The sequence below is a fragment of the Streptomyces flavotricini genome (genome assembly GCF_020639365.1).
Taxonomy (GTDB): domain Bacteria; phylum Actinomycetota; class Actinomycetes; order Streptomycetales; family Streptomycetaceae; genus Streptomyces; species Streptomyces flavotricini.
Genome location: NZ_JAINUL010000001.1, coordinates 6696441 through 6721530 on the forward strand (window position 1 = coordinate 6696441; position 25090 = coordinate 6721530).

At 74.3% G+C, this 25090-nt stretch carries 23 protein-coding genes; 9 read left to right on the top strand and 14 right to left on the bottom strand.

The features are described from left to right. Nucleotides 1–87 precede the first annotated feature (87 nt). On the bottom strand, nt 88–645 hold the full coding sequence (locus tag K7B10_RS30515) for a TetR/AcrR family transcriptional regulator (RefSeq protein ID WP_229345530.1): 558 nt from the start codon (nt 643–645) through the stop codon (nt 88–90). A 212-nt stretch (nt 646–857) separates the two neighbouring features. On the opposite strand from K7B10_RS30515, the gene K7B10_RS30520 reads away from it, so the two are divergent. Together K7B10_RS30520 and K7B10_RS30525 are read left to right on the top strand one after the other, a co-directional pair. After that, on the top strand, nt 858–2267 hold the full coding sequence (locus tag K7B10_RS30520; protein ID WP_229340983.1) for a purine-cytosine permease family protein: 1410 nt from the start codon (nt 858–860) through the stop codon (nt 2265–2267). A 63-nt stretch (nt 2268–2330) separates the two neighbouring features. Beyond that, complete coding sequence (locus tag K7B10_RS30525; RefSeq protein WP_229340985.1) at nt 2331–3980, top strand: amidohydrolase; 1650 nt, start codon at nt 2331–2333, stop codon at nt 3978–3980. 65 nt (nt 3981–4045) lie between these two features. Here K7B10_RS30525 and K7B10_RS30530 read toward each other — a convergent pair whose 3' ends face one another. The 3 genes from K7B10_RS30530 to K7B10_RS30540 form a co-directional block, all read right to left on the bottom strand. Then, nucleotides 4046–4225: an acetate uptake transporter family protein gene (locus K7B10_RS30530; RefSeq protein ID WP_229340986.1), complete on the bottom strand. Its 180-nt coding sequence runs from the start codon at nt 4223–4225 to the stop codon at nt 4046–4048. Nucleotides 4226–4227: 2 nt separating this feature from the next. After that, a complete protein-coding gene (locus K7B10_RS30535) occupies nt 4228–4416 on the bottom strand; it encodes an acetate uptake transporter family protein (protein WP_229340988.1) in 189 nt (62 codons plus the stop codon). Nucleotides 4417–4530: 114 nt separating this feature from the next. After that, the gene (locus K7B10_RS30540) at nt 4531–5625 is read right to left on the bottom strand and encodes a YhgE/Pip domain-containing protein (protein ID WP_229340990.1); all 1095 of its coding nucleotides are present in this window, start codon (nt 5623–5625) and stop codon (nt 4531–4533) included. A 176-nt stretch (nt 5626–5801) separates the two neighbouring features. Here K7B10_RS30540 and K7B10_RS30545 point away from each other — a divergent pair, with 176 nt between their 5' ends. The 3 genes from K7B10_RS30545 to K7B10_RS30555 all read left to right on the top strand — a co-directional run bounded on the left by K7B10_RS30545 (nt 5802) and on the right by K7B10_RS30555 (nt 11377). After that, nucleotides 5802–9311 carry a DNA polymerase III subunit alpha gene (locus tag K7B10_RS30545; RefSeq protein WP_229340992.1) on the top strand — a complete coding sequence of 1170 codons (3510 nt, stop codon included), beginning with the start codon at nt 5802–5804 and terminating at the stop codon, nt 9309–9311. Then, entirely contained in the window at nt 9308–10297 is a 990-nt protein-coding gene (locus K7B10_RS30550; protein WP_229340994.1) for a DNA polymerase Y family protein, read from the top strand. The genes K7B10_RS30545 and K7B10_RS30550 overlap by 4 nt, the downstream gene beginning before the upstream one ends. Nucleotides 10298–10513: 216 nt before the next feature. Beyond that, nucleotides 10514–11377: an esterase/lipase family protein gene (locus K7B10_RS30555; RefSeq protein ID WP_229340996.1), complete on the top strand. Its 864-nt coding sequence runs from the start codon at nt 10514–10516 to the stop codon at nt 11375–11377. A 38-nt stretch (nt 11378–11415) separates the two neighbouring features. On the opposite strand, the gene K7B10_RS30560 is transcribed toward K7B10_RS30555, so the two are convergent. From K7B10_RS30560 to K7B10_RS30570, 3 genes are all read right to left on the bottom strand, one after another. After that, nucleotides 11416–12462: a lytic polysaccharide monooxygenase gene (locus tag K7B10_RS30560; protein WP_229340998.1), complete on the bottom strand. Its 1047-nt coding sequence runs from the start codon at nt 12460–12462 to the stop codon at nt 11416–11418. A gap of 363 nt (nt 12463–12825) precedes the next feature. Continuing rightward, nucleotides 12826–13308 carry a ribonuclease FAU-1 family protein gene (locus K7B10_RS30565; RefSeq protein ID WP_229341000.1) on the bottom strand — a complete coding sequence of 161 codons (483 nt, stop codon included), beginning with the start codon at nt 13306–13308 and terminating at the stop codon, nt 12826–12828. After that, nucleotides 13305–14258 carry a GNAT family N-acetyltransferase gene (locus tag K7B10_RS30570; protein WP_229341002.1) on the bottom strand — a complete coding sequence of 318 codons (954 nt, stop codon included), beginning with the start codon at nt 14256–14258 and terminating at the stop codon, nt 13305–13307. The genes K7B10_RS30565 and K7B10_RS30570 overlap by 4 nt, the downstream gene beginning before the upstream one ends. A gap of 53 nt (nt 14259–14311) precedes the next feature. Here K7B10_RS30570 and K7B10_RS30575 point away from each other — a divergent pair, with 53 nt between their 5' ends. After that, entirely contained in the window at nt 14312–14716 is a 405-nt protein-coding gene (locus tag K7B10_RS30575; RefSeq protein ID WP_229341004.1) for a GntR family transcriptional regulator, read from the top strand. Between the two features lie 43 nt (nt 14717–14759). On the opposite strand, the gene K7B10_RS30580 is transcribed toward K7B10_RS30575, so the two are convergent. Continuing rightward, on the bottom strand, nt 14760–15296 hold the full coding sequence (locus K7B10_RS30580) for a heme-binding beta-barrel domain-containing protein (RefSeq protein ID WP_229341006.1): 537 nt from the start codon (nt 15294–15296) through the stop codon (nt 14760–14762). Between the two features lie 106 nt (nt 15297–15402). Beyond that, nucleotides 15403–16503: a DUF5925 domain-containing protein gene (locus tag K7B10_RS30585; RefSeq protein ID WP_372481489.1), complete on the bottom strand. Its 1101-nt coding sequence runs from the start codon at nt 16501–16503 to the stop codon at nt 15403–15405. 231 nt (nt 16504–16734) lie between these two features. On the opposite strand from K7B10_RS30585, the gene K7B10_RS30590 reads away from it, so the two are divergent. Further along, nucleotides 16735–17538 carry an SGNH/GDSL hydrolase family protein gene (locus K7B10_RS30590; protein WP_229345532.1) on the top strand — a complete coding sequence of 268 codons (804 nt, stop codon included), beginning with the start codon at nt 16735–16737 and terminating at the stop codon, nt 17536–17538. A gap of 6 nt (nt 17539–17544) precedes the next feature. Here K7B10_RS30590 and K7B10_RS30595 read toward each other — a convergent pair whose 3' ends face one another. Continuing rightward, nucleotides 17545–19338: a serine/threonine-protein kinase gene (locus K7B10_RS30595; RefSeq protein ID WP_229345534.1), complete on the bottom strand. Its 1794-nt coding sequence runs from the start codon at nt 19336–19338 to the stop codon at nt 17545–17547. Between the two features lie 339 nt (nt 19339–19677). On the opposite strand from K7B10_RS30595, the gene K7B10_RS30600 reads away from it, so the two are divergent. Then, nucleotides 19678–19947 (top strand): hypothetical protein, encoded by a 270-nt coding sequence (locus K7B10_RS30600; protein WP_030870537.1) that lies wholly within the window; start codon nt 19678–19680, stop codon nt 19945–19947. 35 nt (nt 19948–19982) lie between these two features. Here the strand turns inward: K7B10_RS30600 and K7B10_RS30605 are convergent, their stop codons facing one another. Further along, entirely contained in the window at nt 19983–21221 is a 1239-nt protein-coding gene (locus K7B10_RS30605) for a CaiB/BaiF CoA transferase family protein (protein ID WP_229341010.1), read from the bottom strand. Nucleotides 21222–21313: 92 nt separating this feature from the next. Beyond that, a complete protein-coding gene (locus tag K7B10_RS30610; protein ID WP_229345536.1) occupies nt 21314–22441 on the bottom strand; it encodes a type ISP restriction/modification enzyme in 1128 nt (375 codons plus the stop codon). Between the two features lie 205 nt (nt 22442–22646). Between K7B10_RS30610 and K7B10_RS30615 the strand changes: the two genes are divergently transcribed. Continuing rightward, the gene (locus K7B10_RS30615) at nt 22647–22811 is read left to right on the top strand and encodes a hypothetical protein (protein WP_229341012.1); all 165 of its coding nucleotides are present in this window, start codon (nt 22647–22649) and stop codon (nt 22809–22811) included. 27 nt (nt 22812–22838) lie between these two features. On the opposite strand, the gene K7B10_RS30620 is transcribed toward K7B10_RS30615, so the two are convergent. Then, the gene (locus tag K7B10_RS30620; RefSeq protein ID WP_229341014.1) at nt 22839–23588 is read right to left on the bottom strand and encodes a GntR family transcriptional regulator; all 750 of its coding nucleotides are present in this window, start codon (nt 23586–23588) and stop codon (nt 22839–22841) included. Nucleotides 23589–23688: 100 nt separating this feature from the next. Beyond that, nucleotides 23689–25011 carry a homogentisate 1,2-dioxygenase gene (gene hmgA, locus K7B10_RS30625; RefSeq protein WP_229341016.1) on the bottom strand — a complete coding sequence of 441 codons (1323 nt, stop codon included), beginning with the start codon at nt 25009–25011 and terminating at the stop codon, nt 23689–23691. Between the last annotated feature and the right edge of the window lie 79 nt (nt 25012–25090).

Here is a 25090-nt window from a genome sequence, read left to right on the forward strand (position 1 = left end):
CCGATCACCGAGGACGGGAAGGGCCCGCCCGGGCGCACGGAATCGCTCGGGCGGGCTTTCCGCTCGTGCGGGCTTCCTGCGTGCGGCCTAGGTGTGCGGGACGAGCAGGGCCGCCGCCGAGCGGGCCCGCTCCAGGGACGCGGCCCGGTCGGCGCCGCGCTGCCCGAGCACCACCCGGGTGCTCAGCCCGTCCAGCAGCGCGAGCAGCTCCGAGGCCCGGGCGGGTACGTCGAGGGCGGCGGCGAAGCGGCCCTGGTCCACGCCCTTCGCGAGCAGGGCCTCCAGGTCCCGCTGCCAGCCGTCGTCGATCTCCTGCTGGGCGGCGCGCAGGTCCTCGTTGGCGGGGGTGCGGGCCCACAGCTCGATCCACAGGGTCCAGCGCGGATCGCGGGGGCCGCGCGGCAGGTACAGCTCCAGGAAGAGCGCCAGCTTGCGGTGCGCGGTGACCCGGCGTGCCAGCAGCCGCGTGCGCTCCGCGGCGAGCCGGTCCTCGCTCCAGCGCAGGGCGGCCAGCAGCAGCCGGTCCTTGCTGCCGAAGTAGTAGAGGATGTGGCCGCCGCTGGTGCCGAGCCGCTCGGCGAGCGCGGACATCGTCAGCTCCGCCAGACCGCCCTCGGCGATCGCCGCCATGGCCTCCTCCAGCATCCGCTCCTGGGCGATCCGCCCGTCGCGCCGCCGTGCCGACCCCGCTGCCCCGGCTGCTCCCGCCACCCCTGCCGCCTTCCCGATCTTCGTGGCCCGACCTTATCCCGGACAGGGTCTTGACGCGGTCCCGATCGGCGGCGCATCTTGAATGCCATTCAAGAACTTAGAACGTCATTCAAGGTTCAGCGGGTTCACAGTCAGGGGTACGGCGCATGACGCAGCAGGGCGCGACGCAGGAGACGACGGCCGACGTCGACGAGGTGTTCCGGGTCGAGACCCACGGCATCGACCCCATCCCCGACGCCGAGCGGCACGGCGGCGCCCAGGACCTCTTCTGGCTCTGGTTCGGCTCCAACCTCACCTTCACCTACGTGATCAACGGCGCCCTCGCCGTGGCCTTCGGCCTCTCCTTCTGGCAGGCCACCGCCGTCGTCGTGATCAGCGGACTGTCCTTCTTCGCGGTCAGCGCCGCAGGCCTCAGCGGCATCCGCACCGGCACCGCCACCCTCGTCATCTCCCGGGCCGCCTTCGGCGTCCGCGGGAACTTCCCGGCCGGCGTCCTGAACTGGGTGGTGAGCATCGGCTACACCATCGTCAACACCGTGGTCGGCACGCTCGCCCTGGAGGTGTTCTTCGCCGAGGTCGGCCTCGGCGAAGGCACGGCGGCAAGGGCCCTCGCCCTCGGCATCACCCTCGCGCTCACCTTCGCCGTCGCGATGTGGGGCCACGCCACCGTCCAGTTCGCCGAGCGCTGGATGGCCTACGTCCTCGCCCTCGGCTTCGGCGCGCTGCTCGTCTTCCTCCTGCCCGGCGCCCAGACCGGGGCCCCGGCCGGCGCAGGAGCCCCGGGCCTGTCCGGCTGGAGCCTGGCCTTCGTGGTGATGCTGGCCGGGCCCTTCTCGTACCTGCCGATGCCCGCCGACTACACCCGCTACCTGCCCCGGACCACCTCGCTGAAGTCGATCACCTGGATGGGCGCGCTCGGCGGGTTCGTCTCCTCCGTCGCCCTCGGCGTCGCCGGGGTCGCCGCGGCCACCCAGACCGACATGACCGACGCCGTCGCGGGGGCCGAGAGCCTGCTCCCGGGCTGGTTCAAGCCGGTGTTCCTGGCGCTCGTGCTCGGCGGCTCCGTCACCAACTCGATCATCACCCTCTACTCCTCCAGCCTGAACCTCCAGGTCCTCGGCATCCCGTGGAGCCGGGCCCGCGCCATCGTGATCAGCGCCGCGGTCACCGCCGCCGGATCGCTCGCCGCGCTCTTCCTCACCGACTTCACCACCTCGCTGCTCTCCTTCCTCTCCCTCCTGATCATCGTGTTCGCGCCCTGGGGCGGGGTCTTCCTCGCCGACATGCTGCTGCGCCGCTGCCGCTACGACTCGGACGCGCTGCACGCCGGGAGCGCGGGCGCCTACTGGTACCGGGCGGGCTACCACCCCGCCGGCATGGCCGCCCTGCTGGCCGGCATGACCTTCGCCGCGCTGACCTGCGATTCCGAGCTGTGGACCGGCCCGCTGGTGGCCCCGCTCGGCGGCGCCGACCTGACCCTGCTCGGCTCGGTCGTCTCCGCACTCACGTACGGGGTCCTCGTCCGCCGGGTGCCCGCGCACGTCCCGGCCGCCTGACCCCCCGTACCGCCCCCCGCCCCCTCTGCCCCTCTCTGCCCCCTCTGTACAGGAGCACCACCGATGCCGCACCCCTTCCCCGCCGACCTGCTGCTCACCGGAGCCCGGATCCACACCGTCGACCCGGACCTGCCCGAGGCCGAAGCCCTGGCCGTGTCCGACGGCCGGATCGTCTGGCTCGGCCCGGACGCGGAGGCCGCCGCCTGGTCGGGCCCGGACACCGAGCGGATCGACGCGGGCGGCCGGCTGGTGCTGCCCGGCTTCGTCGACGCCCACAACCACGTCCGGCTCGGCTCCGACGACGCCTGCGTACAGCTGGCCGGAGTGCGCACCCTGGAGGCGATCCTCGACCGGATCGGGGCCTGGCGGGAGGCGCACCCGGACGCCGAGTGGATCGAGGCCGAGGCCTTCGACTACTCCGCGATCCCGGGCGGGCGGATGCCCACCGCCGCCGACCTGGACCCGGTCACCGGGGAGGTCCCGGCGATCGTGCTCTCGTACGACGTGCACACCGCCTGGCTGAACACGGCCGCGATGCGCCGGCTCGGGGTCGCGAAGGACCGTACCGACCTGCCCTTCGGCACCGCGGCCGTCGATCCGGAGACCGGCGAGCCCACCGGCTTCGTCAAGGACTTCGCGATCAAGGGGCTCTCCCGGGACGGCCACCGGGCGCTGCGCGAACTCGGCGTGCCGTGGGCCTCGCCGGACCGGCAGTACGGGCGACTCGCCAAGAGCCTGGACGATGCGATCGGCTTCGGCATCACCACGGTCGTGGAGCCGCAGAACTCCCTGGACGACCTGGAGCTGTACGAGCGGGCCCGCGCCGAGGGCCGGCTGCGCTCGCGGATCGTGGCGGCGCTGTTCCACCCGCGCGGCACGACCGAGGAGGAGCTCGACGCGTTCGCCGCGGCGGCCCGCAGGTACTCCGGGGACCGGCTGCGGGTCGGGCCGCTCAAGCTGTACATCGACGACGTGGTCGAGCCGCGCACCGCCGCGCTGCTGGAGCCGTACACCGGGTGCGGGGCGCACCGGGGCGAGACCTTCTACCCGGCGGAGGAGTTCGCGGAGCTGCTGGCGCGCCTCGACGCGCGCGGGTTCCAGTGCTTCGTGCACGCCACGGGCGACCGGGGGATCCGTACGGTCCTCGACGCCGTCGAGCACGCCCGTACGGTCAACGGGCCGCGGGACGCCCGCCACCAGGTGGTGCACGTGGAATGCCTGGACCCGGCGGACGTGCCGCGCTTCGCAGGGCTCGGCGTGGTGGCCTGCATGCAGCCGCGGCACTGCGCGCCGGAGATCGCCGGGCCGGGCCAGGACTGGGCGGAGAACGTGGGCGAGGACCGCTGGCACAAGGCGTGGCCGATGCGGAGCCTGGCCGAGGCGGGGGCGGTGCTGGCGTTCTCCAGCGACTGGAACGTGGCCGAGATGGACCCGATGATCGGGATCTACACGGCGGTCACCCGCCGCCCGCTGGACGGCGGGGACCCGTGGCAGCCGGCCGAGACGGTGGACGTGGCGACGGCGGTGTACGGCTACACGATGGGCTCGGCGTACGCCAACTTCCTGGAGGCGGACCGGGGGTCGCTGACGGTGGGCAAGGCGGCGGACTTCGTGGTGCTGTCCCGGGACATCCTGGCCGTGGCCCCGGAGCGGATCCCGGGCACGGTGGCCGAGGTGGTGGTGGTCGCGGGCGAGGTGGTCCACAAGGACTGAGGTGTGGCGGGGGCGTCGGCGGCGTCCGGGGTGTCCGGGGCGTCGACGGCGTCCGGGCGGGCCGGTCAGGCCTCCGGGTGCTCCTCCGGGGCGGGGAAGCGCCCCATCGGGAGCACCTGGCGGCCCCAGGTGCTCGTGCTCGCCATGATCTGCCCGGCCAGGAGGTACGTGGCCCCGAGGGCGGCGGGCAGTCCGCTCCAGCCGGTCACCCGGAGCCAGGTCCGCGAGCCGGTGAACCCGCTCACGGTCATCCCGACGAAGACGACCAGGACGCGGGTGAAGGTCGACAGCCGCTGACGTCCCCGCGCAGCGCCGGGTCGGTGGCCGGCAGCACCCATTGCAGCAGGCAGGCCTTGGACATCCAGAACAGGCCGAAACCGCCGAAGACGGTGGCGTGCCAGGTGTCGCCGCGCTGGGCCTGGGCGCTGGGCTCCATCGGCTTGACGGAGACGGCCTGGGCGGCGGGGCCCCTGGCGGTTGCGGAAGCCGAGGGGGCCGTTGCCGCGCTCGCCGTGCTCGCCGCCGCTCGTGCCGCCGCTGCCCGGGGCGCTCATCGGGCCGTCGCGCCTTGACCGTCCGTCGCGTCGTCCGGGAGCCCGCTGCCCACGGCGGCCCCGGCGCGGCCCCTGCGGAAGACCGCGCAGGTCACGGTGACGGCCGCGCCGAGCACCGCCCAGGCGGCCAGCACCAGCATCGGCCCGGCCGCCGCGTTGCCCTCGAAGTACGTGATCGAGCGCGCGGCGTACGTGCCCGCGCCCGGTGGCAGGGCCGGGCCGATGGCCCTCCAGAACGGCGGCAGCAGCGGATACGGGTAGGCGCCGCCCGCGCTCGGATTGCCGAACACCACCACCAGCAGGATCGCCAGGCCGATGCCGACGACGCCCGCCACCCCCTGGAAGGCCAGGGTGATCGCCCCGACCGCGAAGACGACGAGGGTGCCCAACCCCCACAGGGCCATGATGCCGCCGGGCAGCGCGCCCAGGACCGGGCCCGCGATGACCGTGCCGAGCAGCCCGGCGGCGATCGCGTACAGCAGCAGCGCGCCCAGCCGGATGAAGGCACGGTGGGAGTTGGCGGGCCGGGCGCCGGCGCTGATCGCGAGGATCGCGGCGCACAGGTAGCCGCCGACGCACCAGCCGATGACGAGGTAGAAGGCGCTCAGGCCGCGTGCGTCGCCCGCGGCGGCCGGGGCCACGTCGACGACCCGCACGGCCCTGCCCCGGGCCTGCTCGACGCGGCCGACCACCTGTTCGAGGGCCTGCGAGAGCGAGGCGCCGGCGCCGCTCGCGACCAGCAGCCGGTCGGCCGGGCCGGCCGGGTCGATGACCAGCGCCCCGTCCACCTCCCGGTCCTTCACCTCCGCCGTCGCGGCCGCCTCGTCCTGGACCGCGTGCGGGTCGAGCGGTTTCCCGGGCAGGTCGGCGAGCTGCTGCGCGGACTGCTCGGCGACCTGCCGGGCGGGGGCGGCCACGGCGATCGGGATCTCGCTGGGCTCCGGTTGGTGGAAGGCCCCGATGTACGAGGTGATGAAGGCGAGCTGGAGCGCCAGCACCCCCACGAGGAGCAGGGCGGCCCGGACGGTCACGGCGTCCTTGACCTCGGCGAGGAACCCGGCGGACGGAGGTGGGGAGGTGGGCTGGGTCATGACTCACACGCTCGGCGTACGGGGGGCGGCACGCAGCAGGGGCGGGCCGAATGGATGACGGGCGGAGGCGGCCGGACCAGCGGGGCCTTCGAACGAATGTTTCGCACGGGTATTCGAATTGCTCTATGGTGGAGACGGGGGTGGTGTTCACGTTCGAGCGAAGCAGGAGGCCGCGGGTGCCTGGTTTTACGCATCTGCACACCGTTTCGGGGTTCTCCATGCGCTACGGAGGCTCCCACCCCGAACGGCTGGCGGAACGCGCCGCCGACCGGGGCATGGATGCCCTCGCCCTGACCGACCGCGACACCCTCGCGGGCGCCGTCCGGTTCGCGAAGGCCTGCGCCAAGGCCGGGATCCGGCCGCTGTTCGGGGTCGACCTGGCCGTGTCGCACGCGGCGGGCTCCGCGGGGCCGGGGGGCTCCGCGGGACCGGCCGGACCGGGCGGCTCCGGCGAGCCGTCCCACCGGCGGCGGAACCCCGTGGCCGGTGGAGCCTTCGTCGACGAGTCCGCACCCCGGGCCACCTTCCTGGCCCGTGACGGCGCCGCCGGCTGGGCCGAGCTGTGCCGCATGGTCACCGCCGCCCACGCCGCGGCCGGCGACGGTCCGCCGCTGCTTCCCCGGGCGCAGCTGCGCGGCGAAGGGGTGTACGTACTGCTCGGGCCGGGCTCCGAGGTGGGGCGGGCGCTGGCCGCCGGCCGGCCGGACCGGGCCGCCCGGCTGCTCGCGCCCTGGCGGGAGGTCTACGGGGACTCCCTGCGCCTGGAGGCCGTCGACCACGGCCGCACCGGCACCGGCCCCGGCTCGCTGCGCCTGGCCGCCCGTACGGTCGGCTTCGCCGCCGAGCAGGGTGTCCCGGCCGTGCTGACCAACGCCGTCCGGTACGCCGACCCCGGCCAGGGCCCGGTCGCCGACGTCCTCGACGCGGCCCGCCGGCTCGTCCCCGTCGACCCCCGCGGTCTCGACGGCGGGGAGCGCTGGCTCAAGGACCCCGCCGCCATGGCCGCGGCCGCCGACCGGATCTGCCGGGCCGCGGGCCTGCGCCCCGCCGACGCGCGCGGGCTGCTCGCGCAGACCCGGCAGACCGCCGAGGCCTGCGTGGTGGACCCCGAGGACGACCTCGGCATGGGCTCCGTGCACTTCCCCGAGGCCCACCTCGTCGGCGCGGCCCACCGCACCGCCCAGCGCGTCCTCGCCTCCCGGGTCTCCGCCGGCATGGTGCTGCGCGGCTACGCCGACGACCGCGCGTACTGGGAGCGGATGCACCACGAACTGGACATCATCGCCTACCACGGGTACGCCTCGTATTTCCTGACGGTCGCCCAGGTCGTGGACGACGTACGGGAGATGGGCATCCGGGTGGCCGCCCGCGGCTCCGGCGCCGGCTCCCTCGTCAACCACCTCCTCGGCATCGCCCACGCCGACCCCGTCGAACAGGGCCTGCTGATGGAGCGGTTCCTGTCCAAGCGCCGCCACGTCCTGCCCGACATCGACATCGACGTGGAGTCCGCCCGCCGGCTGGAGGTCTACCGGCGGATCATCGACCGCTTCGGCACCGAGCGCGTCGCCACCGTCTCCATGCCCGAGACCTACCGGGTCCGGCACGCGATCCGCGACGTCGGTGCCGCCCTGTCCATGGACCCGGCCACCGTCGACCGGCTCGCCAAGGCCTTCCCGCACATCCGGGCCCGCGACGCCCGCACGGCCCTCGCCGAACTGCCGGAACTGCGCGGCGTACACGGCGACGTGCGCGGGGAGGAGCACGGGCGGCTGTGGGAGCTCGTCGAGGCGCTGGACGCGCTGCCGCGCGGGATCGCCATGCACCCGTGCGGGGTGCTGCTCTCCGACGCCTCCCTGCTCGCGCGCACCCCCGTGGTGCCCACCAGCGGCGAGGGCTTCCCCATGTCCCAGTTCGACAAGGACGACGTGGAGGAGCTCGGGCTGCTCAAGCTCGACGTGCTGGGCGTACGGATGCAGTCCGCGATGGCGCACGCCGTCGCGGAGATCCGGCGCGGCACGGGGGAGGAACTCGACCTGGACGACCCGGCGCAGGTGCCGCCGGGCGACCCGGCGACGTACGAGCTGATCCGCTCGGCCGAGACGCTCGGCTGCTTCCAGATCGAGTCCCCGGGCCAGCGCGACCTGGTGGGGCGGCTCCAGCCCGCCACCTTCCACGACCTGGTCGTCGACATCTCGCTGTTCCGGCCCGGGCCGGTCGCCGCCGACATGGTGCGGCCGTTCATCGAGGCGCGGCACGGGCGGGCCCCGGTCCGCTTCCCGCACGCGGACCTGGCGGACGCGCTGCGCGAGACGTACGGGGTCGTGGTCTTCCACGAGCAGATCATCGAGATCGTGCACGTCATGACCGGCTGCGGGCGCGACGAGGCGGACCGGGTGCGGCGCGGGCTCTCCGACCCCGGGTCGCAGGCGCGGATCAAGGTGTGGTTCGCGGCGAAGGCGGGCGAACGGGGCTACTCGGCCGAGGTGATCGGCCGGACCTGGGAGATCGTCGAGGCGTTCGGCAGTTACGGCTTCTGCAAGGCGCACGCGGTGGCCTTCGCGGTCCCGACGTACCAGTCGGCGTGGCTGAAGGCGCACCACCCGGCCGCGTTCTACGCCGGGCTGCTCACGCACGACCCGGGGATGTACCCGAAGCGGCTGCTGCTGGCGGACGCGCGGCGGCGGGGCGTACCGGTGCTGCCGCTGGACGTGAACCGGTCGGCGGTGAACCACCGCATCGAACTGGTGTCCGAGATCGGGGCTCCGCCGGTGTGGGGGCTCCGGCTGGCCCTGGCCGACGTCCACGGCATCAGCGAGGCGCAGGCCCGCCGGATCGAGGAAGGGCAGCCGTACGGATCGCTGCGCGACTTCTGGGACCGGGCCCACCCGGGCCGGCCGGTCGCGGGGCGGCTCGCGCAGGTCGGGGCGCTGGACGCCTTCGGCGCCAACCGGCGCGACCTGCTGCTGCACGTGGCCGAACTGCACGGCGCGCAGCGCTCGGCGGGGGCCCGGCCGGGCAATGTCCAACTCCCGCTGGACGGCGGGCGGTCCACGGCCCCGGTCGGCCTGCCCGACCTGAACGAGGCGGAGCGGCTCAGCGCGGAGCTGGGCGTGCTCGGCATGGACGCCTCGCGGCACCTGATGGGGGACCACCACGCCTTCCTCGCGGAGCTGGGGGTGGTCCCCGCCCGCAGGCTGCGCGAGGTGGAGCACGGCCGGACGGTGCTGGTCGCGGGGGCCAAGGCGGCCACCCAGACCCCGCCGATCCGGTCCGGGAGGCGGGTCATCTTCACCACGCTGGACGACGGGACGGGCCTGGTCGACCTGGCCTTCTTCGACGACAGCCACGAGGCGTGCGCGCACACCGTCTTCCACTCGTTCCTGCTGCTCGTACGGGGTGTCGTCCAGCGGCGCGGACCGCAGAGCCTGAGCGTGGTCGGCGCGGCGGCCTGGGACCTGGCCGAGCTGGTGGAACTGCGGGCGGCGGGCGGCCTGGACGCGGTCGCGGCCCGCCTGGCGGAGCCCCTGCCGGGTGACGGGGACGGGGCGGGCGCCGCCGGTCCGGGGCGCCGCATCCACCTGTCCACCGGGTACGAGATGAACCCGTGGGCCGACCTCCAGCCGGCCGGAGACCGCGCCGCCACCGGCCGCAAGCTGTGGCACTCCAGCCCGGGGAGCGCGGGATGACCCCGGCGGGCGGCGTCCTGCACGTACGGTGCGCTCCGGCGCTGGCCGAGGAGGGGTACCGCGAAGTCCTGGAACTCCTGCGGGAGTTCTCCCCGACGGTGCAGGCCCTGCCGCCCCGGGCGGCGCTGGTGCACGTACGCGGCGCGCAGCGGTACTTCGGCGCGGACGCCGGCCGGATCGCCGAACTGGTGCGGCTGCGCGCGCTCGCCCGGCTCGGCACCGACGTACGGATCGGGGTCGCCGGGACCTGGGCGGTGGCGGCGACGGCCTCCGCCCGGATCCCCGGGCCCGGCGGGGTCCTGGCCGTGCCCGAGGGCGGGGCGGACGCCTTCCTGGGGCCGCTGCCGGTGGAGGCACTGCACGGCATCGGCCCCAAACAGGCGCAGGCGCTGCGCGGGTACGGACTGCACACGGTCGGCGCGGTCGCGGCCGTCTCCCCGGGCACCGTCGAACGGATCCTGGGGCAGCGGGCGGGCCGGCTGGCGGCGGAACGCGCCCGCGGGATCGACCCGCGCCCCGTCACCCCGAAGGACCTGCCCCCGTCGGCCGCCGTCCGCAGCGGCTTCACCCGGCACGAGCTCGACGGCCCGCACGCCCGGGCCGTGCTCCTCGCCCTGGTGGTCCGCCTCGGCGCGGTGCTGCGCGGGCGCCGCCAGGCCGCCCGGGCCCTGTCGCTGACGCTGCAGTTCGCCGGCGGCACCCGCTGGGAGCGGACCCGGCGGCTCCCCGAGGCGTCCGGGCACGACGAGGACCTGCGGGCGGCGGCGTACCGCCTGCTGGACGCGGCCGGGCTGCAACGGGCCCGCCTGACCGGCATGGTGCTGCGCGCCGAGGACCTCACGGGCGCCGAGCGGGCCTCCCGGCAGATCTCGCTGGACCCGGTCCGCGAGGCCCGCCTGACGGTGGAGGCGGCCGTCGACCGGGCGAACGCCCGCTTCGGCCCGGGCACGGTCCGCCCGGCGGCCACCTTCCGCCGCGCGGCCTAGATCGTGTCGTGCGGGGCGGCAACGCGTGCGCATCGGGCGCGACTTGACGGACGGTCGTCCCGGCCTCGCGCCGGGAGCCCGACACGCATTTTTTACTGACGCGTAACTTTCAAGTTTTGCTACTCGCCCGTAATTTGGCCGAAGCAGCACCCCCTTGTGATCCGGATCACGGGACGAACCCCCACGTATTTCCCTGACCCGCAAGGAGATCACCCGATGCTGCCTTGGCGTCGCCTGCTCCGCCCGCTGGCCGTCCTCACCCTCGCCGCCGCCCTCGTCGCCCCCGCCGGCGCCGCGCAGGCCGCGTCCGCACCCAGCAGCGGCTGGAACGACTGGTCCTGCAAGCCCTCCGCCTCCCACCCGCGCCCCGTCGTCCTCGTCCACGGCACGTTCGGCAACTCCGTGGACAACTGGCTCGGATTCGCGCCGTACCTCGTGCACCGCGGGTACTGCGTCTACTCGCTCGACTACGGGCAACTGCCCGGCGTGCCCTTCTTCAACGGGCTCGGCCCCATCGACAAGTCGGCCGGCCAGCTCCAGGTGTTCGTCGACAAGGTGCTGGCCTCCACCGGGGCCAAGAAGACCGACATCGTCGGCCACTCGCAGGGCGGCATGATGCCGAACTACTACCTCAAGTTCCTCGGGGGCGCCCCCAAGGTCAACGCCCTGATCGGGCTCGCCCCCGACAACCACGGCACCACCCTGGACGGGCTCACCCAGCTGCTCCCGTACTTCCCCGGCGCCGAGGACCTGATCAGCTCCGCGACCCCGGGGCTGGCCGACCAGATCGCCGGATCCCCCTTCGTCACCAAGCTGAACGCGGGCGGGGACACCGTCCCCGGGGTCCAGTACACGGTCATCGCGACGAAGTACGACGAGGTCGTCACGCCCTACCGGAGCGCCTTCCTCCAGGGGACCGGCTCCAACGTGCGCAACGTCGTGCTCCAGGACCTGTGCCCGCTGGACCTCTCCGAGCACGTCGCCATCGGGCTCACCGACCGGATCGCCTGGCACGAGGCGGTCAACTCCCTCGACCCGGCGCACGCGTCCCGGACCACCTGCGCGTCGGTCTTCGAGTGACGCGCAGGTGACGGGCCGAGGCCGGTGAAGCCCTCCGGCTAGCGGCCGTGTCGGCCCGGCGTCGTCGCACGGCGTCGGGCCACACCGAACAGCACGGCCGCTCCGACGGCCAGTACGCCCGCCCCGGCGACCGCGATCGCCGGGGTGGCGGCGCTGCCGCCGGTCTCGGCGAGGTTGGTGCCGGCCGGGGACTGGGACTGGCCGGGGACCGGGGCGAGGGCGGTGCTGCCGTTCGTCCTCGGGTCGTTGTCGCCGTGGCCGTTGTGCTCGACGGTGGACTTGCTCTCGCCGTCCGCGATCTGCTGGTCCGTCGGGGCCTTGGGAGCCTCCGAGGGGCGCTCGCCCCCGGTCGAGGGCTTGGCGCCGGGCTTCGTACTCGGCTTCGTGCCCGGGGTGGTGCCGGCGCCGCCGTTCGCGCCCCCGTTGCCCCCGTTCCCGCCGTTGTCCTTGCCGAACACCACGTCCGAGCAGGTGTAGAACGCCTCCGGGCTGTCCGAGCGCTGCCAGATGCTGTAGATCAGGTGCCGCCCGGACTTGTTCGGCACGTTGCCGGAGAACACGTAGTCCCCGTTCTGCATGCCGGGGTCGGTGGCCTTCGCGAACGGAGCCGGCTCCAGGTCCGACCACTTCAGCGGCTTGGCGGGGTCGTAGCCGTCCTTCGTGACGTACAGCTCGAAGGAGCCCTTGTGCGGGGCGGTCCCCTTGTACCGGAAGGTGTGCGCGCCCGAGGTCATCGGGCTGGCCGGCCAGTCGGCGCGGGCCAGGTCCAGGCCCCGGTACTTGTCGTTGCCGGCGGAGCAGAGCTGCCCGTTCGGGATCAACGAGCGGTGGTTGCCCGCCGCGTTGGCGATGTTCACCGCGTTCCAGTCGTAGAACGCCTGCGCCCCGCTCGCCGCCACCGCCGCCTTGCAGGCCGCGGACTTCGGCGACTCCGGCCCCTCCGCGTAGCAGGCCGCCACCCGGCTGACCGGGTCCGTCATCGAGCCGTGTGCGGCCGCGGGGCCGGCGGCGTACGCGGCCACCGCGAGCGGGGCGAGGCCGACTGCGGCGATACGGGTCACGGTGCGGCGGCGGCGTGCGGGCATGGGCGGATCTCCTTCGGAGCGGTGATGGGGCACCACGGTCGTGGGCGCGGCGGGAGCCGGGCCGGGCGGCGCCGCCCCCCGTGGGATCCGACGCCGCCCCGTGCCCTCCTCGGCCCCGCCAAGCTAGCCCGCGTCGCCCCCGCCACCACCCCGTTCAGCCCCCTCCCGAAGATCCTTACGCTCCGCTTAAGGCACCGGTAAGCAGGGCCCAAGGAAGCGGCCCCGCGGAGCGGCCCCCTCCCACTTCGGCGGCTCTTCGAGCCCACTCCGTTGCCGAGGAACAGGAGGCGAGCCACAGGGCCTCGGGCATGTCGAGGATGATCCCGCCGATCGACGGAGTGGCCGCGGTCCCCCGGAGCCCGGTCAGGTGAGGAGGGCGGTCAGGCCCTGCGGGGTGTGGGCCTGGGCGGCCAGGGCGTCGAGGGCGCGGACGGCTTCCGCCGCCGCCCGCGGGTCGCTCCGCGCGAGGCCGCTCTGTGCGAACTCGTCCTCGTCCAGGCGCAGGACGGTCGCTCCGTCCGCCGAGACCCACAGGTCCAGGTCCAGGTCCTCGACGAGGATCCCGCCGTCCAGGACCTCCGCCGGACGCGTGACGTCGCAGTACCAGCCCTTGAGTACGCCCTCGCCCGTCCGGACCTCCTTGACGGCGTACCAGCGGGTCCGCCAGAAGTGCTCGGTGAACACGTCGCCGGGCTCGAAGCGCACGAAGCCGAAGTCCCGTACGCCGTCCGCCGCCCAGGGCGCCCGTACGGAGATCCGGTCGCCCGTGTCGGCGACCAGGGCGGCGGGGTAGCGGATCTTGGTTCGGCCCGCCTTGGTGAGGGTGACGGTGAGGCGGTCGGTCATGTCCTGTCCTCCGGTCGCGTCTGCTTCCTGGCGAAGCGCGACTCGGTCGCGCAGATCTCGTACCCGAACCACTCGTTGACGGCGAGCATCGGCTCGTTCCCCGCGTCGTTGCCCGTGAAGGCCTCCGTGTAGCCGGCGGCACGGGCCCGGCGGAGCGAGTCCGTCTTGGCGAGCTTGGCCAGCCCACGGCCGCGGAAGGCCCGCAGGGTGCCGGTCATCGCCGAGCCGTAGCGGGTGGCGCCGTCGGTGCGGGCGGCGCAGAACGCGGCCACGACCCCGTCGACCAGGACGACCCGGGTCAGCTCCCGGTCCAGGGTCGGCTCGTTCCAGACGCTGCGCAGCCAGTCCTCGTAGTCGTCCAGCACCTCCGGTACGTCACCCGGCTCGTCGGCCGACACCGCCGCGTCGGCCTCGAACAGCGGGCGCGGGTCGGCGGCGAAGGCCGAGGCCGGGCGCAGCTCGACCCCGGCGGGCAGGACCGCCGGGAGCTCCGGCAGCGGGCCGGCGGCCAGGTCCAGGCGCAGGAAGTGCGCGGAGCGGGAGGCGCGGTAGCCGCGCCGCTCGGCGAAGGCGCGGTGGGCCGGCTCGTCGAGGACCCAGGCGTACGTCTCCACCGCGCCCTCCGCGGCCAGGTACTCCTCCGCCGCGTCCAGCAGCGCGGACCCGGCGCCGAGACGACGGTGCGCGGGGTCGACGTAGGCGTTGACGAAGGCCTGGCCCCGCTCGGGGCTGCGGTGCGCGAGTCCGAGTTCGGCGGTGCCCACGACGAGGCCGTCCCCGGTCTCGGCGGTGAGGACGCGGTAGCGCTTGCCGGGGTGCGCGGTGGCCAGCTCGTAGGCCACACCGGCCGGTGTGGTGATCATGAAGGGCAGGGCCGTGCGGCGCACCCGCGCGACGGACTCCGCACCCCGTGCATCGCCCGGGCGGAGCTCGCGGATCTTTACGGTCATGGCGTCGACCGTAGGCGCGGGGACGGGGCGAATGCCTCCTAATTTCCCGGAGGATGGGGGAGAATCGCCGGGTGACCTCGACGAACCTGAAGATCCGGATCGACGGCGCGGCCGGCGCCGCAGCCCCGTACGAGCAGCTGCGCGCGCAGATCGCCCAGGCGGCGCGGTCGGGGGAGCTGCCGGTCGGTTACAAGCTGCCGACGGTGCGCGCTCTCGCCGAGGAACTGGGGCTGGCGGCGAACACGGTCGCGAAGGCCTACCGGGCCCTGGAGGGAGACGGGGTGATCGAGACCCGCGGCCGGAACGGGACCTTCGTCGCGGCGGCCGGCGACGGGGCCGCCCGCGAGGCGGCCTCCGCCGCCCAGGCCTACGCGGAGCGCGCGAAGCGACTGGGCCTGAGCTTCGACGAGGCGACGGCGGCGGCCCTGGACGCCCTGCGCGCCCGCTACGGGAATTAGGGGGTGTCTTGCCGATCAGGTTCGGGTGGGCCGCGCCCTAGCCCTAGCGCCGCAGCAGCTGCGCACGGAGGTGGTGCTGCAGGGGCTGTCCCATCGCCGCCATGTCCTGCTCGATCGTCAGCTCCCCGTCCCCGAAGGCGTACCGGCGCCGCATGGCCGTGACCTCCTTGGCCTTGGGGGTGCGTGCCACGGTCTCGGTGGCGATCTCGATCTCCGTCCCGGACACCCGGCCGACGTACGTCTCCACGATGCCGGTCGGGTGCGCGAGGACCACCTCCAGCGAGGCGTCGGGCAGGACCCGCCACCACCCCGACTCGCGCCCCGACGGGCGCAGCACCGTGCCGGACCCGTCGATCAGCCAGGCCCGCGACTCGTAGCGCAGGAAGGGCCGGCCGTCGTGACTGAAGGTGATCTCCTGCTCGTACCGGAACCCCTCTTCCAGGGTCGGGTACTCGCCCCGGCCCCGGCCGTGCCAGCGCCCGAGGAGGGACAGCACCGGCCGCAGCTGCGGGTGCGGTTCGGGGCCCTCGCCGAGGACGTGGCTGTCGGGGTACGGATTCTCCTGCGCCGGCTCGGGCACGTGCACTCTCCTGCTCGGTGGGTGTCCCCGGCCGCTCCGGCCGGGTCCGCCGCCCATTGTCTTCGGCGCGCGGGCGCGGCCGGTGCGCGCCCCGCCCGCGAGGGCACTACAGGTAGAGGCCGGGCTCCGAGCCGTGCAGGCCCTGCGGCGGCAGCAGCGACGCGGGGCCCGCGCCCCGGCGCAGCGCGAACAGCTCGGCCAGCGTGGCGCCTTCGCGTGACACCCCCTCGTCCGTGCCCAGCCATTCCACGGCCTCGCCGTGCGTCAGCCGGCCGACCTCGATGCGGGCCAGGCAGCGGCCCGGCCGGACCACCGCCGGGTGGAGCCGTTCCAGATCCTCGTTCGTGGTCACCCCGACCAGTACGTTGCGCCCTTGCCCCAGCAGCCCGTCCGTCAGGTTCAGCAGCCGCGACAGCGCCTGGCCGGCCGTGTGCCGGGCCTCGCCGCGGATCAGCTCGTCGCAGTCCTCCAGCAGCAGCAGCCGCCAGCGGCCCTTCGCGGTGCCCTCGTCCTCGCCGATCGCGATGTCCATGAGGTAGCCCACGTCGTTGAACAGCCGCTCGGGGTCCAGGACGCAGTCCACCTGGCACCAGTCCCGCCACGACCGGGCCAGCGTCCGCAGTGCGGAGGTCTTGCCCGTGCCCGGCGGCCCGTGCAGCAGGAGCAGCCGGCCCGCGATGTCGTCCGGGGTCACCTTCATCAGCCGGTCCATCGCACCGGCCACCGGCGCGGTGTAATTGGGCCGGACGTCCGCCCAGGTGCCGGCGGAGATCTGGCGGGTCGTCCGGTACGGGCCGCGGCGCGGGGAGACGTACCAGAAGCCCATCGTGACGGTCGAAGGCTGCGGTTCGGGCTCGTCCTGCGCCCCCTCCGTGGCCTCGCCGAGCACGCCGGCGGCGAGTTCGTCGCTGACCGCCGTCACCGTGACGTCCGCGCCGCGGCTCCAGCGGGAGACGAGCATCGTCCAGCCCTCGCCCTCGACGAGCATGGCGCTGCGGTCGGAGTCGCGCGCGGAGCGCAGCACGGTGGCCTCGGGCGGCATCAGGGTCGCCTCCGCCTTCACCCGCTCGATCGTGACGCTGTGCGAGTACGGCTGCTCGCCGGATGCGAACCGGCCGAGGAACAGCGCGTCCACGACGTCAGACGGTGAATCGCTGTCATCGACATTGAGCCGGATCGGCAGCGCGTCATGCGGGTTGGCTGGCATGGCGCCCATGATCCGGCACGAAGTGGCCTCGTGCACCCGTGTTTCGCTGGATCGGGTGCCCAAGTTCCCTCTTCAAACGCGCCGGTGGTGAAGGTTCGGGGCGCAACTCCGCGCCGAAAATTCTTGGCATGAGCACTTCCGGCCATGCCCGGCTCCCAGTACCACGGACTCAGGAGTAACTCCCGAGTAACCCCCGTGTACCTCCCCCCACAAGGAGCCGCACACATGAGCATGAAGATGTCGCGCTTCGCCGCCCTGACCTCCTCCCTGTTACTCGCCGCGAGCGCCGCCCTGTTCGGCGCGGGACAGGCGGCCGCCGCCACGGCCGACTTCGGCTACGTCGCCCTCGGCGACTCGTACTCCTCCGGCGTCGGCGCCGGCAACTACGACAGCGGGAGCGGCAACTGCAAGCGCACCACCCGCGCCTACCCGGCCCTGTGGGCCGCCGCCCACGCCCCGCAGACCTTCTCCTTCGCCGCCTGCTCGGGTGCCCGTACGGGTGACGTCCTGTCCGGCCAGCTCTCCCCGCTGAACTCCGGAACCGACCTGGTCAGCATCACCATCGGCGGCAACGACGCGGGATTCTCCGACGTCATGACGACCTGCGTGCTCCAGTCCGAGTCCACCTGCGTCAGCCGCGTCAACCAGGCCAAGGCGTACGTCGACTCCACCCTCCCCGGCCAGCTCGACCAGGTCTACGACGCGATCCACGGCCGGGCTCCCGGCGCCCACGTCGTCGTCCTGGGCTACCCGCGCTTCTACAAGCTGAACGGAACCTGCACCACCGGGCTCACGGAAGGGGAGCGCTCCGCCATCAACGGCGCGGCCGACTACCTGAACGCCGCCATCGCCAAACGCGCCGCCAACCACGGGTTCACCTTCGCCTCGGTGGCAGGCGCCTTCACCGGCCACGAGATCTGCTCCGGCGACGCGTGGCTGCACAGCGTCAACTGGCTCAACATCGGCGAGTCGTACCACCCCACCGCCGCCGGACAGTCCGGTGGCTACCTGCCCGTGTTCACCAACGCCGCCTGACCGGGGCTACGAGTCGCCGGCCTCCGGGCCGGCCGCTTCCGGCGCCGGAGCCTGCGCCTCCGGCGTCGTCGGCCCCGCGGGCACCGGCCCCGCAGACACCGGCCCCGCGGACCCCGGCCCCGCCGTCACCGGGGCGGCCGGCGTACCGCTCGCACCGGGGGAGGGGGTGGCCCCGCCCGGCGGGGTCTCCCCCTCCCCTTCCGCCGCCTCGCAGGTGACGGAGAACTCCATCCACTCCGAGGCGGCCGGAGCAGCCCCCCGCACCTCCAGCCGGACCGCGTCGTTGAAGGTCGCGCTCGGGTAGTACGTGAGCTCGGTGTGGTCCAGCTGCCGGATCGAGGGGCCGTCCGCCCCGTACGTGACGGACTGCCAGCCGGGGTCCGAGGTGACCCCGCTGCGGGTCGCCCAGCGGTACTCCAGCACGGCGGGCGTACGGTCCGCCTCGACCGTCGCCGTGAAGGCCGGAGCCTGCTCGGCCGGCGGCGGGCACGTCCCGCGGTACTCCTCCCGCAGGGCGTGCACCGCCACGGCGAACTGCGGGGCGGGCGTGGCCGACGGGGAAGCGGACGGCGACGGCGACGGCGACGGGGAGCGGGGCGCGGAGGGCGACTGCGATGCGGACGCGCTCTCGGACCCCCGGGGCGAGGCGGTGGCCGGGGCCGTCGCGCCGGTGCCCCCGGTCCCGCCCGGATCCTCGCGGTCCTTGAGCAGCAGCCACCCCAGGGCGATGACAGCCAGCAGCAGCACCACGATCCCGGCCGTCAGCAGCGCCCCGGCCCGTCCCTCGCGCGGCGGCGCCCCGCCGCCGGGCCCGCGGCCCGCCGGAGCGGGCGCCGCCGCGGACCCGGACAGGGGCATGGGCATCGGCGGGGTCGGCCCGTCCTGGCGGCCGCCGTCCCGGTGGTGCGCCGTGGCCGTCGGGGAGTCCGGGCCCGACACCGCGCCGCCGAAGGCCCGCAGGATCCCGCCCGCGCCGACGATCCGCAGCATCCGGGCCGCCTCCGCCGCGGTCAGCCGCTCCTGCGGGTCCTTGCGCAGCAGCCCCTCCAGCACCGGCGTCAGGGGGCCGGCCCGGCGCGGCGGCGGCAGCTCGTCGTCCACCACCGCCCGCAGGGTGGACAGCGGGGTGTCGTGCCGGAAGGGCGTGACGCCCTCGACGGCGGCGTACAGCATCACCCCGAGCGACCACAGGTCCGACTCGGGTCCCGGGGCGCGCCCGAGGGCCCGCTCCGGCGCGAGGTACTCGGGGGAGCCCACCACCTCGCCCGTCATCGTGATCGAGGACGAGCCCTCCAGGCTGGCGATCCCGAAATCGCTCAGCACCACCCTGCCGTCGTTGGCGATCAGCACGTTGGCGGGCTTCACGTCCCGGTGCAGCACCCCCGCCTCGTGCGCGGAGCGCAGCGCGGCCAGCACCTGCTCCCCGAAGTGCGCGGCCCGCTGCGGGGTGAGCGGCCCGTCGGCCTCCAGTACGTCGGCCAGCGAGAGTCCGCGTACGAGCTCCATCACGATCCAGGGCTTGCCGTCCTCCGTGGCCACGTCGTAGACGGTGACGACCCCGCGGTGCGAGACCCGGGCCGCGGCCCAGGCCTCCCGTTCGAGCCGCCGGTACATCCGCCCGATCGTGGCACCGTCCAGTCCGGCCGGGGCCCGTACCTCCTTGACGGCCACCTCGCGGCCCAGCACCTCGTCGCGGGCCCGCCACACGGTGCCCATGCCGCCCCGGCCCAGCTGGTCGATCAGCCGGTACCGGCCCGAGACGACACGCCCCGGGGCGGATTCCCCGCCCGGTTCACCCATGTTGTCACTCACGCGAGCCCCCAGGTGTGTCCGTGTGTCGGCGGGCGGTCACTCCAAGTTAGCGCAGTACGTCCCGCGTGGCCCCGGTCCGCGGCGGGACGCGCGCGCCCGGCCGCCGAACAGCCCGGCGGGACGCCGGCGGAGAGGCCGCCGGGGCCTCGCGCGGGGTTGTCGAACCACCCGCCTCCGTGCGGAGAGTGACGGTCGACTCCGCTGAGTAACCGTCAACTCCCCGTCCCCATAGGGGTAATTCACACCACCGGGATACCCGAGCACGACGTGGGGGCGATAGGGTTACCCTGCCCGGGCCGGGTGCCCTCGTACGGGTGGGGAGAGATCATGGAACAGATAGCAATGCGCAGCAGGCCGCCTCGCGTGCCTGCCATCACCTGCGGGAGCAGTGCGACCAGCTCGCGCCTCGACCGCCACCTCGCCGTGCTGGGTGGACCCGCCGTCCCCCACCGCGAGGTCGCGGAGGCGACGCTGCTGATGCGCGAACTGACGTCCCGCGACCACACGCACCGTCTGCGGAGCCGGAGCGCGCGCGTCTCGCTCTTCGCGCCGCTGCGCCGTCTGCGTCGCACGCTCTTCGGCAGCCGCCGCTCGTAACAACGTCCCCGACCGTCATTGGTTTCGCCCCGGCCCTACGCAACCACACCATCCCGGCGCAGTGTCGTGATCTGCGCGCCCGTCATCCCCAGGGCGCGCAGCAGGGCCTCGGTGTGTTCGCCGAGCGCGGGCACCGCACCCATGTGCGGTGCCGCGCCTCCCGGCAGTCCGATCGGCGGCAGCAGTGCCCGCAGCGGACCGGCCGGTGATCCCACCTCGCGCCAGCGGTCCCGCGCCGCCAGCTGGGGATGCCGCGCCAGCTGCGCCACGGAGTTCAGCCGCGCGCAGGCGATGCCCGCCGCCTCCAGCCGCCCGACCGCCTCGTCCGCGCCGAGCCCGGCGAGCGCCTCGGCGACCACGGCGTCGGTCTTCTCCCGGCCCCGGGTGCGCGCCGCGTTCGTCGCGTACGCCGGATCCTCGGCCAACTCCGGCCGTTCCAGTACCTGTTCGGCGAGCCGCCGCCACTCGCGGTCGTTCTGCACCGACAGCAGCACCCGGTCCCCGTCCGCCGTCGGGTAGGCGTCGTAGGGGGAGATGACGGCGTGCGCGAGGCCCGTCCGCACGGGCTGCTCCCCGCCGTGCATGGTGTGGTGCAGCGGATGGCCCATCCACTCGGCCAGCGCGTCGAGCATCGAGACCTCGACCCGGCCCCCGCGCCCGGTGACCCCGCGGCGCAACAGGGCCGCGAGGACCCCGGAGAAGGCGTACATGGCCGCCGCGATGTCCGCGGCCGGGATGCCCGCCTTGACGGGCTGCCCCGGGGTGCCGGTCACCGAGACCAGCCCCGCCTCGCACTGCACGAGCATGTCGTAGGCGCGCTTGTGGGCGTACGGGCCCTCGGGCCCGTATCCGGAGATGTCGACGGCGACCAGCCGCGGGTACCGCGCGCACAGCGCGGCCGAGTCGAGCCCGAGCCGGGCGGCGGCTCCGTGGGCGAGGTTCTGAACGAACACGTCGGCCCCGTCGAGCAGCCCGTGCAGGACCTCCAGGCCGCGCGGGTCCTTCAGGTCGAGCGCGATCGACTCCTTGCCGCGGTTGGCCCAGACGAAGTGCGAGGCCAGTCCGTGCGCGGCGGTGTCGTAGGCGCGCGCGAAGTCACCGCCGTCGGGCCGCTCGACCTTGATCACCCGGGCGCCGAGGTCGGCGAGCTGCCGGGTGGCGAAGGGGGCCGAGACGGCCTGTTCGACGGCGACGACGGTGACACCGTCGAGGGGGAGCGGTTCCACGGGGAGCGGTTCCCCGGGGCGTGCGGGTGCGGGCGAGTCGGCTGTCATGACAGCCTGCCTACCTTCTGGGACCCCGGCTTGTCACCAGGCAGGGCGCCGGGACCACCGCCGACGCCGACCGCGGGCGGGCCCGCGTGCCGTCAGAGCAGGGCGAACTGGCCGCCCGGGCCCTCCTCGTGGTGGTCCAGTACGGAGGCCGGTCGCCGGGCCCAGCGCGGCGGCGGCAGCACCCCGGCCGCCGCCAGCTCGGCGGCGGGCAGCGGCGTCCCGGCGGTGAACGCCGCGCGCTCCGGGGCCAGATCGGCCAGCAGCGCCAGGGTGGTCACCAGCGCCAGCAGCTCCGAGGTCCAGGACTGCGGCCACGCCGCCGGCCCGAGCGTCTCCAGCCCGTCGGCCTCCGGATCCCGGTGGGCGGTGCGGGCGGCGAACCAGGCCTCCAGCACCCGCGTACCGCCCTGCACCTCGTACTCCCAGGCGCCCGGCGGCACGGGGGAGACCGTCCCGGTACCCAGGCTCAGGATCTCGGTCTCCGGGTCGTACGCGAGCCCCTCCGGCCAGGCCTGGACCGCCGAGCGGACGTACGGGCGGCGCCCGCCCGGCAGCCGGGGCGGCTCGGAGCCGGGCCCGCCGCGCAGCTGGACGGTGAGCAGCCGGTGCCCCAGCTCCAGCCCGGCCCGCCAGCGCCCGGGATCGACGGTCAGCGGGACCTCGTACCCGCGGGGACCGGGGCGGCCCGCCGCGAGGATCCAGCACAGCACGTCCTGCGGGGTGACCCAGCCGCCGTAGCGCTCGCCCAGCAGCGGCAGCAGGCCCGGCGCGAGATTGGGCTCGGCGCCGCCGGGGCGGCGGTGCAGTGGGCGGATCCGGCCCAGCCGGCCGACCGGGAGGTGTGCGGTGACCAGCAGCTCCGGGGTCTCGACGGCGAAGAGCTGGTGCTCGTCCAGGACCCGCCACAGCTCCGGCCGGGCCAGGTCGATGAGCCGCTGGTCGGGCAGCAGCCACTGCTCGTCGAAGGGATCGCGCAGCACCCGTACGGGCTCCGGGCAGGGTCCCGGCGCATCGGCGAAGCGGGCGGTCGACGGCGAGCGCCGGCCGGGCAGGGCCGCCGCGCCGGTGGTGGGCGTACGGCTGCGGGTCGGGCGGAACAGCCGCTCCCGCTCGATGCCCTCGGCGCCGGTCAGGGCCGCCCAGCGGGCCCGCAGGGCCGCGGGATCGGGGGCCGCCACCCAGGCCCGGCCCAGGCGCAGTCCGCCCACGGCCCAGGGCATCAGATCGTCCAGCAGCGGTACGTCTTCGCTCACCCGGCAGATGGTAGCGACGGGAGACGGCGGCCGGGGGCGCGGGCGGGGTCGCGGGCGGGGCACGGACGCGGTCGTGTGCGGGACGTGTGCCCGGCCTGGCCGGGCTGGGTGCGGGTCGAAGAGCTACGCTCCCTATGTACGGATATGTTCCGATGTCGAGGAGGAGGCGGAGATGAGTCATTACGACGAGTACACGACTCCGTCGCAGGCAGAGGGCGAGCGGCTCGACGAGGACATGGACGAGAAGGAGAAGCTGCAGCACCACCACCCCGAGACGATGCGGACCACGCCGTCGCAGGCAGAGGGGGAGCGCAGCGCGGACGACGAGGGGAAGTGACCCCCGCGGGGTGTGGCGGCCCGGCCGTCAGGTGGCGTCGACCGTCACCGTGAACGAGAACCGGTCACCCCGGTACCGGATCCGCGCCACGTCCACGACCCGTCCGTCCTCGTCGTACGTCACGCCCGTGTAGTGCAGGATCGGGCTGAGCAGCGGCACCTGGAGCAGTTCGGCCGTCTCCGGGTCGGCGAGCCGCGCCTCGACCGTGTCGGTGATCCGGCTGATCCTCACGCCCACCACGTCACGCAGCACCTTGGTCATCGGCCAGCGCGCCAGATCGGCCAGGTCCACGGCCTCGGCGAGTTCCGGGCGGATCGCGTTCTCCGCCCAGTTCGTCGGCTCGCCGCTCTCCCCGTCGTGGCGCAGCCGGCGGTACGTGACCACTTCGGCCGTGTCCGGGAAGTGCTCCAGCAGCTCCCCGGACACGACCGTCCGTGCGTGGCCGAGGATCGTCGTACGGTCGCCCGACTGCTGCGCCACGATCGCGTCGACCGATCCCAGCAGCCGTACCGGCGCCCCGCGCCGCGCGCCCGGCTCGATGAACGTGCCGCGCCGCCGGTGGCGGCTGATCAGCCCCTCGCCCTCCAGCTCCTTGAGCGCCTGGCGCATGGTCAGCACGCTGACCCCGTAGTGCTCGGCGAGCTGCTCCTCGGTGGGCAGGCGCAGCGAGGCGTCCGGGGCGCGGCCCAGTATCGAGGCGCGCAGCGACTGCGACACCTGGTACCACAGGGGCAGCTTCCGGTTGAGCACGAGCGAGTCGGGGGCGAAGGCGGTCACGGGTGGTTCTCCGTACGGACGGGGCGTGGGGCGCGTGCTCCGGGGTGTGCCCGGGGGGTGCCTTGCCGGCCGGGCCGGCGGCGTGACACCCCCGGCGATATTAGGCGCGGAAGTGGCGCTGGAGCCCCTGCCAGACGTCGTCGTATCCGCGCTGGAGGTGATCGGCGCCGGCCGCCTGGGCGGTGGCGGTGATCGGCCAGCGGGTCTCGAACATGAAGGCCAGGCCGTCCTCGATCTTCTGCGGCTTGAGCTCGGCGGCGCTCGCCTTGTCGAAGGTCTCCCGGTCCGGTCCGTGCGCGGACATCATGTTGTGCAGCGAGCCGCCGCCGGGGACGAAGCCCTCCGCCTTGGCGTCGTAGGCGCCCTCGATCAGGCCCATGTACTCGCTCATGACGTTCCGGTGGAAGTACGGCGGGCGGAAGGTGTCCTCGCCGACCAGCCAGCGCGGGGCGAAGACCACGAAGTCCACGCCCGCCAGCCCCGGGGTGTCGGAGGGCGAGGTCAGCACCGTGAAGATCGACGGGTCCGGGTGGTCGTAGCTGATGGAGCCCATGACGTTGAAACGGCGCAGGTCGTACACGTACGGGGTGTGCGTGCCGTACCACGCGACCACGTCGAGCGGGGAGTGGTCGTAGGTGGCGGTCCACAGGTTGCCGCAGAACTTGTTGACCACCTCGGTCGGGCGCTCGACGTCCTCGTACGCGGCCACCGGGGCCCGGAAGTCGCGTGCGGCGGCGAGGCCGTTGGCGCCGATCGGACCGAGGTCCGGCAGCTCGAAGGGGCGGCCGTAGTTCTCGCAGACGTACCCGCGGGCGTCCTCGTCCAGCAGCTCCACGCGGAAGCGCACGCCGCGCGGGATCAGGGCCACCTCGCCGGGGCCCGCGCTGAGCAGGCCGAGCTCGGTGCGCAGCAGCAGACCGCCGCGCTCGGGGACGATCAGCAGCTCGCCGTCGGAGTCGCTGAACACCCGGTCGGTCATGGAGGCGTTGGCGGAGTAGAGGTGGATGGCCATGCCGCTGCGCTGGGTGGCGTCGCCGTTGCCGCCCAGGGTCCACAGGCCCGCCAGGAAGTCGGTGCCGGGGGCCGCATCGGGGAGCGGGTTCCAGCGGAGCCGGTTGGGGTCCGCGGGGGCCTCGGTGAAGGGCGCGGAGCGCAGGGCGCCGTTGTCGGTCCGGGTGAAGGGCGGGTGGGCCGCCGAGGGGCGGATCCGGTAGAGCCAGGAGCGCCGGTTGTGCCTCCGGGGCTCCGTGAAGGCGCTGCCGCTGAGCTGCTCCGCGTACAGGCCGAGGGGGGAGCGCTGGGGCGAGTTGCGGCCGGCCGGCAGGGCGCCGGGGACGGCCTCCGAGCTGTGCTCGTTGCCGAAGCCGGTGAGGTACTCCAGTGCCTCGGCCGTCTTCCTGGCCTGCTCGGCCTGCTCGCTCATGGGTGCTCCCGCTCTGTGCAGTCGAAGGAATCCTATGGTTGACAGTAGGATTCCGTGGCTCGCGCGTCAATGGCACCCG

Excerpts from the sequence above, each read along its gene's own strand:
- K7B10_RS30610 (WP_229345536.1), bottom strand. The coding sequence starts at position 22,441 with ATGCCCTGGGCCGTGGGCGGACTGCGCCTGGGCCGGGCCTGGGTGGCG.
- K7B10_RS30590 (WP_229345532.1), top strand. The coding sequence starts at position 16,735 with ATGAAGATGTCGCGCTTCGCCGCCCTGACCTCCTCCCTGTTACTCGCC.
- K7B10_RS30540 (WP_229340990.1), bottom strand. The coding sequence starts at position 5,625 with ATGACCCAGCCCACCTCCCCACCTCCGTCCGCCGGGTTCCTCGCCGAG.
- K7B10_RS30565 (WP_229341000.1), bottom strand. The coding sequence starts at position 13,308 with ATGACCGACCGCCTCACCGTCACCCTCACCAAGGCGGGCCGAACCAAG.
- K7B10_RS30605 (WP_229341010.1), bottom strand. The coding sequence starts at position 21,221 with ATGACAGCCGACTCGCCCGCACCCGCACGCCCCGGGGAACCGCTCCCC.
- K7B10_RS30515 (WP_229345530.1), bottom strand. The coding sequence starts at position 645 with ATGCTGGAGGAGGCCATGGCGGCGATCGCCGAGGGCGGTCTGGCGGAG.
- K7B10_RS30570 (WP_229341002.1), bottom strand. The coding sequence starts at position 14,258 with ATGACCGTAAAGATCCGCGAGCTCCGCCCGGGCGATGCACGGGGTGCG.
- K7B10_RS30560 (WP_229340998.1), bottom strand. The coding sequence starts at position 12,462 with ATGCCCGCACGCCGCCGCCGCACCGTGACCCGTATCGCCGCAGTCGGC.
- K7B10_RS30555 (WP_229340996.1), top strand. The coding sequence starts at position 10,514 with ATGCTGCCTTGGCGTCGCCTGCTCCGCCCGCTGGCCGTCCTCACCCTC.
- K7B10_RS30615 (WP_229341012.1), top strand. The coding sequence starts at position 22,647 with ATGAGTCATTACGACGAGTACACGACTCCGTCGCAGGCAGAGGGCGAG.
- K7B10_RS30595 (WP_229345534.1), bottom strand. The coding sequence starts at position 19,338 with ATGGGTGAACCGGGCGGGGAATCCGCCCCGGGGCGTGTCGTCTCGGGC.
- K7B10_RS30600 (WP_030870537.1), top strand. The coding sequence starts at position 19,678 with ATGGAACAGATAGCAATGCGCAGCAGGCCGCCTCGCGTGCCTGCCATC.
- K7B10_RS30525 (WP_229340985.1), top strand. The coding sequence starts at position 2,331 with ATGCCGCACCCCTTCCCCGCCGACCTGCTGCTCACCGGAGCCCGGATC.
- K7B10_RS30520 (WP_229340983.1), top strand. The coding sequence starts at position 858 with ATGACGCAGCAGGGCGCGACGCAGGAGACGACGGCCGACGTCGACGAG.
- K7B10_RS30585 (WP_372481489.1), bottom strand. The coding sequence starts at position 16,503 with ATGCCAGCCAACCCGCATGACGCGCTGCCGATCCGGCTCAATGTCGAT.
- hmgA (WP_229341016.1), bottom strand. The coding sequence starts at position 25,011 with ATGAGCGAGCAGGCCGAGCAGGCCAGGAAGACGGCCGAGGCACTGGAG.
- K7B10_RS30535 (WP_229340988.1), bottom strand. The coding sequence starts at position 4,416 with ATGGAGCCCAGCGCCCAGGCCCAGCGCGGCGACACCTGGCACGCCACC.
- K7B10_RS30550 (WP_229340994.1), top strand. The coding sequence starts at position 9,308 with ATGACCCCGGCGGGCGGCGTCCTGCACGTACGGTGCGCTCCGGCGCTG.
- K7B10_RS30575 (WP_229341004.1), top strand. The coding sequence starts at position 14,312 with ATGGGGGAGAATCGCCGGGTGACCTCGACGAACCTGAAGATCCGGATC.